At 45.0% G+C, this 15,495-nt stretch carries 10 protein-coding genes, 1 pseudogene and 1 CRISPR repeat array; all 11 genes and pseudogenes read right to left on the minus strand.

Features of this window, described 5'->3' with window-relative positions:
- Positions 1-20 precede the first annotated feature (20 nt).
- Positions 21-1,019: a helix-turn-helix transcriptional regulator gene (locus B9A14_RS12880; protein WP_231968021.1), complete on the minus strand. Its 999-nt coding sequence runs from the start codon at positions 1,017-1,019 to the stop codon at positions 21-23.
- Positions 1,020-1,168: 149 nt separating this feature from the next.
- Complete coding sequence (gene cas2 / locus B9A14_RS12885) at positions 1,169-1,432, minus strand: CRISPR-associated endonuclease Cas2 (RefSeq protein ID WP_084666180.1); 264 nt, start codon at positions 1,430-1,432, stop codon at positions 1,169-1,171.
- A gap of 19 nt (positions 1,433-1,451) precedes the next feature.
- Positions 1,452-2,448, minus strand: a pseudogene (gene cas1b, locus B9A14_RS12890) (type I-B CRISPR-associated endonuclease Cas1b).
- Between the two features lie 57 nt (positions 2,449-2,505).
- Positions 2,506-3,024, minus strand: coding sequence for a CRISPR-associated protein Cas4 (gene cas4 / locus B9A14_RS12895; RefSeq protein ID WP_084666182.1), 519 nt, complete (start codon positions 3,022-3,024; stop codon positions 2,506-2,508).
- Positions 3,025-3,187: 163 nt separating this feature from the next.
- Entirely contained in the window at positions 3,188-3,850 is a 663-nt protein-coding gene (gene cas6, locus B9A14_RS12900) for a CRISPR-associated endoribonuclease Cas6 (protein ID WP_340631048.1), read from the minus strand.
- An 870-nt stretch (positions 3,851-4,720) separates the two neighbouring features.
- Positions 4,721-9,027: a CRISPR direct-repeat array (repeat unit 30 nt; unit sequence GTTTCCAGCCTACCTATGAGGGATTGAAAC).
- A gap of 351 nt (positions 9,028-9,378) precedes the next feature.
- A complete protein-coding gene (locus tag B9A14_RS12905) occupies positions 9,379-10,161 on the minus strand; it encodes a hypothetical protein (protein ID WP_084666184.1) in 783 nt (260 codons plus the stop codon).
- Positions 10,162-10,302: 141 nt separating this feature from the next.
- Positions 10,303-10,854 carry a hypothetical protein gene (locus B9A14_RS12910; RefSeq protein WP_084666186.1) on the minus strand — a complete coding sequence of 184 codons (552 nt, stop codon included), beginning with the start codon at positions 10,852-10,854 and terminating at the stop codon, positions 10,303-10,305.
- Between the two features lie 161 nt (positions 10,855-11,015).
- Positions 11,016-11,927, minus strand: coding sequence for an HNH endonuclease (locus B9A14_RS12915; RefSeq protein ID WP_084666188.1), 912 nt, complete (start codon positions 11,925-11,927; stop codon positions 11,016-11,018).
- Between the two features lie 329 nt (positions 11,928-12,256).
- Positions 12,257-13,054 carry an HNH endonuclease gene (locus B9A14_RS12920; RefSeq protein ID WP_084666190.1) on the minus strand — a complete coding sequence of 266 codons (798 nt, stop codon included), beginning with the start codon at positions 13,052-13,054 and terminating at the stop codon, positions 12,257-12,259.
- Between the two features lie 2 nt (positions 13,055-13,056).
- Positions 13,057-13,470: an 8-oxo-dGTP diphosphatase MutT gene (mutT, locus tag B9A14_RS12925; RefSeq protein WP_084666192.1), complete on the minus strand. Its 414-nt coding sequence runs from the start codon at positions 13,468-13,470 to the stop codon at positions 13,057-13,059.
- Positions 13,471-13,661: 191 nt separating this feature from the next.
- Entirely contained in the window at positions 13,662-15,203 is a 1,542-nt protein-coding gene (locus B9A14_RS12930) for a hypothetical protein (RefSeq protein WP_084666194.1), read from the minus strand.
- Positions 15,204-15,495 lie beyond the last annotated feature (292 nt).

Below are 15,495 nucleotides of genomic sequence, written 5' to 3' on the forward strand. Positions count from 1 at the left end.
TGTCTGTTTATATTGGAAACCTAACAGCTCTTTCGGTAAAGCTGCATCATTCTCTCGATTTCCTCCTCCACCGCCTGCCTTAAAGAAGTAGGAGCCAGAACTTCAGCGTGGCTGCCATAACCCATCACCCAGCGTTTCACCTCATCGAGGCCGCCAGTGAAGAAGCACAAAAGAAGGCCGCCACCAGGAAGCTCCTCTATCTCTTGGGTCGAGTGCCAACGCCTCTCACGGATATAACGTGCCTGGTAGGGGTCAAACTTGATCACCACCTCCACCGGCTCCTCTCCCCTCTCGGCTACGAAGGCCTGAGCCATCCACTCCTCTACAGAGAATTGGGGATCACGGGTGAAAACTTTAGACAGCACCTCCCACTGGTCAATCCTACCGGCGTGAAAGATGCGCATCTCGCCCCGCAGGTGGTCGAAAGCGATGAGATACCAGTCCCCTCGGAGATTGTAAAGGTGATATGGTTCCACTACCCGTACCTGCCAGCATCCCCGGCTAGCTGTAAAATAGCGTATCTTCACCTGCCGGCACTGCTGAATGGCCCGGTAAAGATCAAGGAGGAGCTCTTCTTTTACCGATACTACAGACGGAGGAGCAAAAATATAACACTCCTGCAACTCCTTTAGACTTACTTCCACTTGACCCTTTAGACCGGCCGTTATCTTTTCTACTGCGGAACGCAGAGGCGCCTCGAAAGCGGTACCTAGGTAACGCTTAGCTATCTCCACGCTTAAGAAAAAGGCCAAAAGCTCTCCTTCCGTCACCAATACCGAGGGCAAAGCCCAGTTAGGATCCGTGTAGTACCAACCGCCACGCTTACGGTCGTAAGCCAAGGGAGCTCCTAGGCGGTCGACTAAGAATTGGCGATCCTGATAGATTGTACGCTCACTGACTTCCAGCTCTTGAGCTAAGCTACGGGCATTAGGATACTTAAGAGCTCGGATCTGTCTATCGATCTCCAATATGCGCTCAAGCTGCTGCCGGCTGGACATACCTTGCCCTTCCTCGACCATTCTCCTCAATCTTGTCAAGGCCAAAATACAATTCTCCAAAATGCTGATATCTTCGTTGGCGCCGATCTGCCCTGAGTGCCCCTTAGCACCATTTACTATCCCCTTTTCCTACATCTGGCTTTCCCCTCCCTGGTTTTACCCACCTTTTCTCACCACACCCACTCTTCGCCTCCCTTTCTAACTCCTATTATCTCCCGTCGGGTGTACCGTTGGCTCCCTAAGACGTAAAAGAGAATAGAATCTTCTTCCCGGTCGATGATGCGCTCAAGCTCCATTTTAAGTTTCCTGAAGCTTGCCTCCGTGAGCTCTCCTTCCAACACCGAGTTCTGCACCCAGTGCAGATACTTGCGGGCAGTCTTTAGCACTTTGGATACCCGGGCTACGTTTACATCGTACACCAGAATCACATACAACTGCCCTACATCCTTCCTATTACCAACGGCTCACAAAGGGTATATAGACTTCTTCGCCTAATTAAGTGTTTCTCTAACTTGTAGAGCTCTAGCCGCAAACAGGTCTGATAGCTCACGTTTCGCTTAAGGCGCCGGTGGTAAAAGGTGCTCTGAAGTTTGGCTTCAAATTCCTCTACATAGGTCCTACGGCCTTGCTCTTTCAAGAACACTCCTCCACCGTGCCGTTCAAAATCATTAGGGCCAATCATTCTTTTACCCACTAAGGAAAAAAGGACCCTATCCGCCAGAATCGGCTTAAAGATCTCGGCCATATCTAAGTTTAACGTAAACCGCCGGAAGTTAGTGGCATGGAGAAAGCCTATCCGTGGGTCAAGATGTGTCTTGTAGATCTCGGTGAGCATCTTAGTGTACACTAAGGAATTTCCAAAACTTATCAGGGCATTCAAAGGATCAGCTGGCGGACGCTTAGAGCGCCCATCGATAACAAAGGGACAGCCCTCCAAAATAACGTTAAAGCTCTCATAATAATAGTTACGGGCGTTTCCTTCTATAGCCATCAACTCTTCTATGGTATGGCAGCTAGCCAGACCCGAACGGTTAAACTCGTCTATAGCCTCGAGATAATGGGCGATCTCTTTGCCCCGGTTAGCATAGTAACGTAAGACTTGTATAATGTTGGCCAGGCTTCCTGCTACAAACTGACGGGCCAGAAATAGGCGTTTCTCGGCGTCAAGATAGTGCTCAGCCTGTTTTAAGACCATGTAGCCAGAATTATAATGCTCTCGTGGATAGAAGCTTCCGATGTAGTGTCCATGATAATCAAAAAAGTGCAGGATAATCTCGTGTTGGTGAAAGAATTCCAAGAGTTTTTTATTGAGGTCTACCTCCCCAAAAACGTAGATATCCCGGATGTTCTCCACTGGAAAATACTTCACTTGCTCCTCTGTTTCCACACAGACAGTGTTCTCTTTGCGGCGCAAGCGTCCGCTGGCAAAAAGATAGAGGGTCTTTTGCATAAACTTACGCACCCTTTTCTCGTAGGCTTTGCTCTGCCAATAATTCACAGTGACTACCTAGGCCCAGCAGAACTCGTTATAAGCGCACTTGCCGCAAAACTTTCCCCTTTCCGGTTGCGGTGGCAGAGGCTGATAAATGAGGGCCCAGATTTTCTTCTTAAGCCCCTCTATTTCCTTTTCTAGATCCTCATCAAGAATAACAGGCTCCCGGTAGCGTTCCTCTGGAAACAGAAGCTCGCCTTCGGCCTCAATTCCCATTCTTTTCAGTTCATACAGATAAAAGCCAAGCTGCAGGCGCGCAGCTCCTGAGGCACGTGAACTCTTCTTCACTTCAGCTACTACCAAGGTTTTACCTTCTCGGCGGATAAGATCGAGGGCCAGATGCCCTAAATGTAGCTCCTTCCGCTCCCGTGCATAAGCCTGGCTCTGTATGAGCCGGCCGAGCTGCAGATATACATTATCCTCGTCGGGGGTGACCTGCCTAGACATTAGCCAAGCCTGCCTGGGACATATACTATAGGCCTGGACCAGGCTGCCCACTATAGTAGCTTCTTCTGTAACTCTAGGTTCTTCCATACAAGATACCCTACCTTTCTTTTAGTCCTTTGGGAGATTAACGTCTGTTCTCCTTAAAGTGCATATCGCGCTAAGCTAGGAGGAAAGTACGTACTTCTTCGCTAAAAACTGACTGCTCATAGCCTAGGCTGAATACGCGCTAGCCCCAAGGAACTATATAGTCTTATCCTCCTTCTACTCCTACCAATTCACAACATCCAAAACCCTGAGAGTTCTTGCCACCCAATCCTGCATCCAGGGCCACTTCTAAAAGCTGAGGATCGCCTTGTAAACGATAAATACCCATCCATCCTTTTATGATAGTACCCTTGTACTTCACAATCTTAAAATCCTTTTCGCTAACGCTCAAAGGCTCTATAGAAAACCCTTCCTGTTCAGCCTGGCGACCAAAAATCAGCCAATATTTTTTGGTTAGATTAGCCAAAATCAATTCCTGGAAGCGAGGCTCAAAGGGAGAATAATAGTGGGTATAACGGTACTCTGAATCAACTAGGGTGCTATACACCGTTAGGGGAGAAAGCATCCGCACTACTATGTTTCTTCCTTGGACCACTTGGTCAGTTGCCGTCACCTTGTCCACCTGGAGGAGTTCTTTGCCCAGCCGGATGTATCCCTGCTTTAGAAGGCCGCTAGCTACTTCCTGTAATATGATGGCCAGAGGTGAACAAATAACAACGTTTATAGGGGGCGAAAACAGCATGTATCCTTGTCGAGGAGCAACCCTCACTTTCCCCATAAGCCGTGAGAAGGTAAAAAGTTTAAATTTTCGCTTACCTAGCTCAAAGCCTTGCTCATGCAGAAAATTGCGCAGCGCCGGCTGCTCAATTTGCTAGTAGATAGCAGCCTGCAACAGATAATTGTGATCTATGGGCAAAACTATGTCGGATAGGCTAGACAAGGTAACGTTGATGCGCAATCAAACCCACATCCCTTGTTTTCGTATATCTATGAACTTACCATTTATAGCCTGGGCGCTTCTAACTTATCCATGAATGCTGCATGGCATAGTTCTTATAAATACCTAGCTCGTTGCAACAACAGAGGGAAGTCATGGCTTGTAATCTGCGTTACATAGCCCTTATGGGTACCTAGCCTGTTATCATTTGGTTTCCTGGTTGTCCCATATTTTGCCGATAACCCACTGCTGTATGGCGGACCCACTTACTATCACCAGATTTCCTATACTTATTCGACACCTTCTAATATTTTCCTGCTAGTTCGCCTAAAATTTTACAGGCTGTCTGGCAGTTCACGTTCCTTAGCCGTACGATTACGATAAAGAACACAACGCTTATCATTGTACGTCGGCAATACTTATCTCCGGCGTCCCGGGTACGGCTGCACCTGCACGGTAATAGCCCCAACTTCGTTTACTGCAGGAAAGCGAAGACCAGTACCTGGTAGAGGAGAGCTGTAATACTCCAACTTTGTTTACTCCACGATTATACATACCTGTCTTGGGTCCGAGTTGCCAATCTTTCTAGAAAGGCACAATTGTCGTCGAGCACCAATAATGCAAAAACCCCTGGAGATCGACGACATCTTGCACGTTGTTCATAACCGCTAAATGAGGACCTAAGGCCCTTAGAAACTCAAGTCTAGATGATTATTCAAAGTATAATATTGGACTCGAAACGATACGTTGTGGTAAAATATGTACTAGCAAACAGCCCCAGATATTACGCACTTAAAACGGGTTTCCAGCCTACCTATGAGGGATTGAAACCTTTTTCTTTCAGCCACTCCACTGATATAGTTCCTTTCTTGTTTCCAGCCTACCTATGAGGGATTGAAACTCCTAATCATAATGGAAAGGTTCTGCTCTAACTCCGGTTTCCAGCCTACCTATGAGGGATTGAAACGCATAGAAAAGTCCCACTACACGAGCCAAATCCCACGTTTCCAGCCTACCTATGAGGGATTGAAACAGCTTTTCTATAATATCCTTAGAAGAAGGCATATCCGTTTCCAGCCTACCTATGAGGGATTGAAACCCTTTAGCTTTTTTCTTTAGCCACTCCACCGAAATAGTGTTTCCAGCCTACCTATGAGGGATTGAAACTAATATTTCCTCCAAAAATCAGGGTCGTCACTGAACGTTTCCAGCCTACCTATGAGGGATTGAAACGCCATTCTTTCACCCCCTTATCCAGCTTTAGCTACCGTGTTTCCAGCCTACCTATGAGGGATTGAAACTGCTTACTCCCAAGACAGGAGAGGCTATCCGTGTTAGTTTCCAGCCTACCTATGAGGGATTGAAACGACTTTATCTTTAGCAGCATCAATACCAGCAGAAACAGTTTCCAGCCTACCTATGAGGGATTGAAACGGAAGTTGCAGAAAGAGCGCATGAGGCTATCCAAAGGTTTCCAGCCTACCTATGAGGGATTGAAACAAAGAGAGGCTTATAAGGGTGGTAGGTCTGAGTGTTTCTTCATGTTTTCCAGCCTACCTATGAGGGATTGAAACAATCCCAGCTAGGATTACTAAGAACATCAGACCAACGTTTCCAGCCTACCTATGAGGGATTGAAACGTGTGGATAGCTAAGATTTCAAGAGATTTTCTAAGAGGTTTCCAGCCTACCTATGAGGGATTGAAACCCAAATAGTCCGTTTGCTAGTTTTGATGTTAGCGCTTTGTTTCCAGCCTACCTATGAGGGATTGAAACTTGGGTGGAGAGCTTGTAATGTGTAGATTTAGGGGTGTTTCCAGCCTACCTATGAGGGATTGAAACGAGAAGGAAGGATATGTAGAAATCCTTTTGATTAGTTTCCAGCCTACCTATGAGGGATTGAAACTTTAAGTCAGCTATCTTACGACGCAACTGTTCTTCGGTTGTTTCCAGCCTACCTATGAGGGATTGAAACGCCGACGGCTCGGACTGCTATGGATAATTCCATAACGTTTCCAGCCTACCTATGAGGGATTGAAACCACTAGAGAAGGTAGCCAGTACTGTTAGGTCCAGAAGAAGTTTCCAGCCTACCTATGAGGGATTGAAACCCCATAGGGTCCGCAAGCTCCTTGACGGCTGGACCAGGTTTCCAGCCTACCTATGAGGGATTGAAACGTTATATCGGTTGCCTCTCTAAGTAGCTGTATATTGGGTTTCCAGCCTACCTATGAGGGATTGAAACTTCCTGGGCTGGTGACTATGTTAGTTATATCGGTTGTTTCCAGCCTACCTATGAGGGATTGAAACTGTCCAGGGTCCTCGTCACGTCTGGGACCTTTGTCCCGTTTCCAGCCTACCTATGAGGGATTGAAACAACTAGCACAGAGCATAAGTGAGGATAAGCCAGTAGTAGTTTCCAGCCTACCTATGAGGGATTGAAACCCTTAACCCCTGCGCTCCCTGGGGGACTGGTAGAGTTTCCAGCCTACCTATGAGGGATTGAAACGTAATCGCCCCATGTCTCGTCCGGTTGTGCTTTGACGTTTCCAGCCTACCTATGAGGGATTGAAACAGGAGCGCAACAACGCCACAGCCATTTCAAGTACCAGTTTCCAGCCTACCTATGAGGGATTGAAACGTTGTGGGAAGACGGCTACCCGAAGCTTACCTTTCCGTTTCCAGCCTACCTATGAGGGATTGAAACTGCTTTGACTATGGGTAGCCAGTCGGTGTTTCCTGGTTTCCAGCCTACCTATGAGGGATTGAAACCCTCCTTGCCGCAAGCTCCAGCATTGCTGCCCGAAATTCGTTTCCAGCCTACCTATGAGGGATTGAAACGTTTAGTAATATTTAGGGACTTGTTTGAGAGAGCAAAGTTTCCAGCCTACCTATGAGGGATTGAAACGGTCATAAACAGCATCTACAATATGCACTTCCCCACGTTTCCAGCCTACCTATGAGGGATTGAAACTCTCTTAAGCACCTTCAGCCTTTCTATGTTCTTATACGTTTCCAGCCTACCTATGAGGGATTGAAACCCTCATATATCGCCGCACCATCTACCTGCTCAATCATGCGTTTCCAGCCTACCTATGAGGGATTGAAACACTGCTGTTTTAAGTATTTCAACGTCCCGCCTGCAAGTTTCCAGCCTACCTATGAGGGATTGAAACCATTATGTCCAATCCGGTCATCTCCACCGCCTCACTTGTTTCCAGCCTACCTATGAGGGATTGAAACTCAATTACCCGGCTTTCGGAATCCATATAAACCACCAGTTTCCAGCCTACCTATGAGGGATTGAAACCTACGGCTTCATTGAAAGCGTCACGGCCGGAATTGGTTTCCAGCCTACCTATGAGGGATTGAAACGATTAAGGGTACACCTTTAGGGATTAGAAAGCAAGAGTTTCCAGCCTACCTATGAGGGATTGAAACGGCTTTATTTCACTCCCCACCCTACTAAGGGTAAGGGGTTTCCAGCCTACCTATGAGGGATTGAAACGGGGTTAACGCCAACCCAAACTGACTGCACCCAATGGTTTCCAGCCTACCTATGAGGGATTGAAACACAAGTCATTGTCGAACTACCGTGCCAAGAAGTGAGGTTTCCAGCCTACCTATGAGGGATTGAAACTGATCAGGACCATACCGCATGACCAACACCGTTATCCGTTTCCAGCCTACCTATGAGGGATTGAAACGATGGACAGGGATGGTAGCGTGTTGCACCGTGTAAGGTTTCCAGCCTACCTATGAGGGATTGAAACGGGCCTCTGACCATTAAAGCCCCTACAGCGTACGTAAGGTTTCCAGCCTACCTATGAGGGATTGAAACGATGGACAGGGATGGTAGCGTGTTGCACCGTGTAAGGTTTCCAGCCTACCTATGAGGGATTGAAACGGGAAATGATTATGGAGGTAAACCGTAAATACCAAAGTTTCCAGCCTACCTATGAGGGATTGAAACACGCTTCTATCTTCTGCTGTTGCGTCATTCCCTTTAGTTTCCAGCCTACCTATGAGGGATTGAAACCATTAACAACACGTCGAAACCCTGGAATTTACAAAGGGTTTCCAGCCTACCTATGAGGGATTGAAACACGTAATTCATACCCTCACAACCCCATTATTGCCTCGTTTCCAGCCTACCTATGAGGGATTGAAACGTTTGTGGTCCAAGTGGACGACCTTGACAGTGCCGGTTTCCAGCCTACCTATGAGGGATTGAAACATGTAATGTACCAGTGGGCGGTAGAGGAGCAGGCGGGTTTCCAGCCTACCTATGAGGGATTGAAACAACTTGAACCAGAACTCGGTCAAGCGCTCGGTGTCGGTTTCCAGCCTACCTATGAGGGATTGAAACCATTTTTACAATGAATTTTTCCGCTGGTGCTACATGCGGTTTCCAGCCTACCTATGAGGGATTGAAACCCTATTGGCCATATCTATTAGCCTGGCCCTATAATAGTTTCCAGCCTACCTATGAGGGATTGAAACCGGAAAAACAGATAAACCAGTGCTATTCCAGCATTGCACGTTTCTAGCCTACCTATGAGGGATTGAAACGATTTTGATGCGTGTGAAGTCATAATTCCTATGCATGAGTTTCTAGCCTACCTATGAGGGATTGAAACCCTGAGTCCAGTAGCCAAAAACATCCTCTTCCCACCAGTTTCTAGCCTACCTATGAGGGATTGAAACGCAAGGCGAATGGTTATGCACCTTGACCCTGCCCACAGTTTCTAGCCTACCTATGAGGGATTGAAACCTCTAAGAGGTCATAGGGCTGTAGTAGAGTTATTTTAGTTTCTAGCCTACCTATGAGGGATTGAAACATTACAGGCTTTAGCAGTGGGCTTAACCGTTTTACAAGTTTCCAGCCTACCTATGAGGGATTGAAACAGATGTATGAAGGCGCGGTTATTCCTGCTGGTGTGCTTGTTTCCAGCCTACCTATGAGGGATTGAAACCCGTAAAACCCCAAAACACTAGCTGCTACGCATACTAGTTTCCAGCCTACCTATGAGGGATTGAAACGTAGGTTTTCCAGCAATAGGGAGTGGGTAGTATGCTGGTTTCCAGCCTACCTATGAGGGATTGAAACTACCAGGAGGCTCGGGAGTTTTTTGATGAGTTAGCTTGTTTCCAGCCTACCTATGGGGATGATTACATATCACCCCACGTTCAGTTGCCCATCAAAATCTGGAAATTACCCAAAGTGGGGGAACATGACAATCTAAAGCGGAAATTTGCTACCGAAGTGGAGGGAAAATGTAAGATAGACCAATGATATCACCAGCAAACCCAGGTGTAGCAAGGATTTCCAGGCAACCCACCAAATCATCTTGATTGCAATCCGTGTTAACATGAAGTAAGTAAATTTAGGTGGCTGGATGATACCTCCATTCTCAGGCTTAGCAAGACTTTATTAGCACCTCACCCGTTAAGAGTAAAATCATAGATGTTCTTCTCTTTGCTGTATAATTTCCTTTTTCGTTCTATAGTCTCCTGGAAACCACGAGTAGGTTGGTAAGAGTGGAAGCTTCAAATAAACATCTCTGAATTCATTATAATCGTATCTTGAAAAATATGTAATGTCATACAATCTTAAATCAGGGGGAGAATAATTGTCGATTGTCATTACATATCCAAAAGGAGGAAACTTAATTTCGGAAAATATATAAATTGTTTTCGTCAAAAAGTTAAGCTTTCCTTGGAAACCACCTATCCTCGCCCATCTTCCTTCGGGGTTAAGGTATACGAAAATACGATATTTTTCCAAGTTAATATATTTACGTTTGGGGTTTAATACAAAGCTTACAAGCTCTGAGTTCCTTTCAGCAAAATCAGGATTGTTGACTGAAAAGAACATGGTGATAATTTGTTTCAAAACCCTAAGAGGAAAAATCCAAAAGGGATAATATAAAGTAGGTTTTCCTCCTGCTTTACTAAGCAACTGAAAACCTTGACGACACCAATCTGCAAAAGCCTTTCCGTACCAAGCTCCTGTATTGTTATTGCATCGTGGACAGAGTGTATAACCTCCCATCCCCTTCGGCATAGGCTGTCCCTTAGATTTTACTTCGTCATCGGGACCAACATTTAAAAGATCGAAGACCCTATAGAGGACAGTAGGATGGTCATTGAAGGCAGATCTTGGGGGAATATGCTCAAACGTCAATTTTCCTACTATTCCACAAATATGGCACTTGCCATAAACTTTTCGTCGTCTACTCATAGTACCCCCACTTTAAATTCTTGTCCAAATGGTTTAATTTTCTCTCCCTTTCTCTTGGTTCCTACCATGCCATAACTTAAGTTTATTTATCAATGAGTCCGACACTCTTCACAACCTTAATCTTTTTTCTATCACACGATGTTACTGCCATAAAATATCCCAATTGTTAAGGTATTTGCGTAGCCTCTCTTGATATTCAACCACATTGAGTTTTCTTACTTTATTGTTTGGATCGTGGGGGCGGCCATTCTTACCTGGGCTTTCCACCCATCTCTTAAAATCCTCTTCTAACCAAGTATTCACCTCATTAGTGGGTATGATATAAAACTCTAGATTTTTTACATCCATAGACAAATTAACCAAAATAACAAAATCGTCATCTTGGCTTATGTCTCTGAACACTTTACCATCCTTTTTCGCAAGGAAATGCCAGCCTGGATTTTCCTCAGACTTAGTTTTCACCCTGATCTTTACAGTGCGGCCGTCATGCGTAGCTAGAACGTCAAAGGACGGGGCATTTCTAGGTGCCAGTGCGGCAATTATACCACGCTTTAACAATTCAGCACTACATAATATTCGCCAGCATTTCCAATTAGCGTTCCCTGGCCTGCCTTGACTTTTCCTTTCAACCCACTCACCCTCCGTTATAAAGCAAACTATCCCAAAAACCTTTACAAAAACTTTCCTTTCCACCTCCTGGTGGTCGAGATGGTTCTACTTCTTATCCCACCAGGGAGGGGATTTTCTGCTTTAGATATAACCCAGCTCGTGCTTAAGCTCGGCTTCAAGCATTTCTCGGATAAGCTGGCTGAATAAGTCTTTACTGCTTTAGGCATATTCTGATAACCCACGTTTCATTTTAATTTTCCTCGAAAAACCATTTTATTGTGATAAGTCAGAGCCTCTTTAGATGGGTATTTTGTGGGATCCTCCGGCAAGTAGATAGCCCTATTTCTGTAACAATTATAATCTGATGAACTCAATTGGTCACTAATTCTAACCTTATACTCTGTATCTATTGTAATTAGGCCCAAATCAAATAGCCTATGTAAGTCCACTCTAAGTGGGATTCCGTTCTGAACATGGTTACTATTTTCGTTAATATATGGTTGTATGTGTGCAGCCTCTATGATCTCAAGGCATGTTTCTCCTGATATACAGCATTTATATCCATATGCTTCTAAAACTTGTTGCCTAAATTGACTTTGTCCGGAACGATCTTTTGATTTGCTAATTCGGTAATTTACCCCTGTATTATCTTCGACTAAATGAAAAGACTGACGGAGATTTAAATGATTTCTTATAGCATAGCCAGGAAAATCTTCTGTAAAAGTTTTAAACTTAACAATAGAAGAAGGAACGGGTTTTTGATATCTCTCAGGTTCGAAGAATTCGTCATCGTTAAAGAACACAGGTTTTTCGATGATAATGCATCCAATCAGTGGATTATTTGAGTAAATATATCTATTTGAATTACGGCTCGCATAGTCATTGATTTTTTTAACAAGTATAGAAAAATCTGGAACCCCATTTGCCTTACCGAACTTTTCCCATGCATCTCTAGCAGACATTTCATCATAATAACCAAAATAACCATATCCGCCAATTCTTCTAATAGGAGACTTAAGCAAGAAGTAAAATTTTTCACCAGGTTTAAGCTTTCTAAATCTCCACGGTGTAGGTGTCCAAAAGTTAACTTCATCAAAGGTGAACTCTCTCAAGTAGAAAAACCAGTCCAAATCAGTCATAGCAATTGCTATCATCATTAACACCCCTAACGTTATATAATAACCTTCGTTTTTTTATACGCCTATTACTGCTCATTTTTAATAAACCCCATGAAGACTTCCGTAGTCCTTTTAAAAGTGCTTTAAGGTAATAAACTAGACTAAACTTTATCCCCAGCCTCCTTACCCACTACCTCCGGAGTTGACCGACGTTATCAAGTAGGCTCCGCCTCCTGCTCCCGGAGGACTTGCTCCTCGGGAACTTCGCCGAGCTAGCAGTATTAATTATTAACAGTATCTCGATCTATTAGGTGATATTTTGGATTGGTTATCGATTAAGAATGTCATCTCAGGAGAGGAAGAATACGTCAACTTTCACACCTTGAACTGAGGTCCTCAGCGATACACCGCTTAAGTGTTTCAATATCTTCAGGATCGTCCACTATATGCATTTTCCTATGGCAGTTGGGACAAAGGGCTACGGTATTATCAATACTGTCTTTCCCACCCCGTGACAACCATATAATGTGATGAGTTTCTAAATAAGGTTCATGGCATCTTCCCTTAGCTCTACGTTTGGCATATTCAGCCACGTACTGGTTTCTTTCGTAGACTTTTGTTATTACTTGTCGCTCTCCAGGGGTTCCGCTACTTATTGCTGCTCTTTCTTGTAATTCGTTTTCACTTAATTTCCTAGCTTGTTTTTTACGATGTTCTTCCTTATGCTGGAGATATTCACAAGGTACATAAACAGGTGGACCATCAAGGATTTTGAGTGGAAATACCCATACAATCCTCATATTTCCATCAATATCTGTTTGGTATGTCTGGTAAGGCTCTCCTGCTAGTTTAACTCTGCCTTGATAAAAATATCTTCCCTTCTCGAATACTTCAAATAAGTGAACTTCCACTCCATTTGATTTGGAATTAGCTAGTATAGCATTTGCCATAAAGTCGAGACTTTGGTTTCCCCGTAACCCCATACCTGTGTAATGAAAAATATCTCCAACCCATTTATCCTCATATATTCCTTTTGTATGATCAGATATAAGTACCAAGCAATTTGTACGTTTAGAAAAACGCATACCTCCCCGAGTACCACATTTCTCTCGTAACCTATTATTACTAATAACTTCACCTTTTCTCAAAGGGATTGTAATACCCATGGTTATACCCTTTTCTCCTTCATAAGTTTTTCTACAATAGGCAAGTCCGCAGGAACGAACTCTAACAAATTAAGCTCTGCCAGATTAACCCATCTAATTTCATCATGCACATAGGGTATAATAGTGCCGCTAACCCAATCCGCTAAAAAGGCTAGTAATTCTATGGAAATATGCTCGTAATCATATGCTGAGGTACAAATCAGGTCTCCAACCCGAATTTTTATACCTAACTCTTCTAACACTTCTCGTTCAAGGCATGACTCTGGGGTCTCCCCTTTTTCAATTTTCCCTCCAGGAAATTCCCACTTAAACGCTAATTTGTCTCCAGCAGGCCGCCGACATACTAACACTTTCCCATTCTTCTTGATCACTGCTGCTGCAACTTTAACCCTACTGCTAGATCTCTTATTATCCATAAGTCAATAAACACTTCCTAACCAAAGGTTTATACTTCGCAACAGACTATAAAGCCAACTTTCATGACAATCTATAATCTCTTGCTTTCTTACAACAGTAACTTGCAACGAATTATCGTTCGAAGATCAAATAAGAGATAACCTATATTTGTCAAACAAGACTTTCTATACCCTAGTGCCGTTCGATAAACTCAGCAGAATTCCGTAGTTGCAAGCTTCTCAATCACGTGATGCATTAGTCTACTCGACGGTTTCTTTGTTCCCTTAAGAAGCATTTTAAGATGCTGATAGCTTATCCCCAATCTTCTCGCCCACCCCCTCCGAGGGTGAGCAACCTTATCAAGCAGCCTCCGCAGTTCTTCCCAAGTTACGTTACTATTGGTATTCGCCTCATAGGTAACCCTTTCCTGCTCCTGGAGAACCTGTTCCTCCACCAGGTTATCAAGGAACGAGTCAGCTTCCTTCCCAATGTACTTAATCCACTTCGCCAAGACGTGGCAAGGTTTGAGCCTGCCAACAATGGTTTCGCCGCATGGCTGGCCATCCTCACCATCATACTTAGCTTCAGGATGGTTGATGTGCTTCTTTATGAAGTCTCCATATGTCCGCACAACCACCTCAGCCCGCTTTTCATCCTCCGGCTGAAGGGTTGGATGAGGTTCAAGGGATGGAGTACAGTATTTATGCCAAGCCTCATCCTCAGTCAAGAACGCCAATGGCTGCCCGGTTGTTTTGTCTTGCCAATCAAAAGCCCGCCAGTTCTCCAATGAATCATAAGGAGCTACCGGAACCAAGGGAGTATTGGCAAGGCAAGATTTACTATACCTACAGGCTGATTTTATTCGACATATCCCTTCTTTTTCCTTCTTTTCCACCCGGCAGTAATAAGGTTCAACCGTTTTCTGGGGAAATAAGGCCTCAGCAAGGAAAGCCACCACCATAAAGTTGAAGGGCTTTACTTTCTTAAGGTAATCCTCAATCCAAGGGCTTCCTTTAGGTGGTTTCCCCTGGCGGAAAAGGTTGTAGGTGTAAGGCTTGCCGATGGTGAACCTGGCCATTGCCGGCTGGCCAAACCACTCCGGCTCAGGCGGATCTTCCTTTAGCACTTCCCGCCTTATGTGGTACTCCCAGCAAGCCCTGACGAGGTCCCCTTTCTTGCCTGTAGGAGGAGAGGAGAGGTGGCCCAGCCCATGCTCGGAAAGCTTGCGGAACACGATTTTGCCGCCGGGAAGCAGGTTGAACAGGCAATACCTTTTGGCCGCTACCGCATAGCAGTAAAGAGGATGATATTCGCCTTCAACAATATTGCCCTTGTCGGTGTCCCTATCCCAGTCAACCCGCCGCCAGTTGTACTCCTCGGCAGCAAGGAGGGAGCCTTCCCCCTCGTAAGGCCAGAGGCTCCTGAACTTCTCCACAACCTTCCGGCCAATCAAATTAGGGCGGTCGCTTTGGAGATCGTATATGCACAGGGAGTCCGTATCGCAGAAGACATAATCTCCTCCCAGATCCTGTATAACCCGTTGGATCATGGCTAAAATCAACCTTGCCGCTCCTGTAATCATCACGGCAATAAGGGGGTTATAGTAAAATCCTTCATTCTCATAAACATCAGTCTCCACATGGAAGCACTCGTCCCCTGAGTAAACTGTGAGTAATCCTTCTTCATCTTTCTCGCGGTTAAGCTCTATGAATATGCCGTAGGACGTGGAGTTAGCCAGTATTTTCAGGAACATCTGGAGGGCATCGTTCTCATCTCCCTTGGCCTTAACCAGCTCTGGGCAAGAGAAGTCTGGTGGTTTTTCGGGGATGCCTTGCTACCCTGGGCTTGGCGGTACTACCATTAGTCTACCTTGCATTTTCCCTCCACTTCGCTGGCAAAAAACTACCCTTGCAGATTATGTTCCCCCACTTCTGCTGATTTCCAGATTTTGATAGGCAATTGGACGAGGGGTGATGTGTAATCATCCCCTTGCAGCCTACCTATAGCTACCTAATATTAACGTATAAAGCCCCCGTTGGGAAAAT

Origin of the sequence: Thermanaeromonas toyohensis ToBE (assembly GCF_900176005.1) — a bacterium.
Classification (GTDB): domain Bacteria; phylum Bacillota; class DSM-521; order Neomoorellales; family Neomoorellaceae; genus Thermanaeromonas; species Thermanaeromonas toyohensis.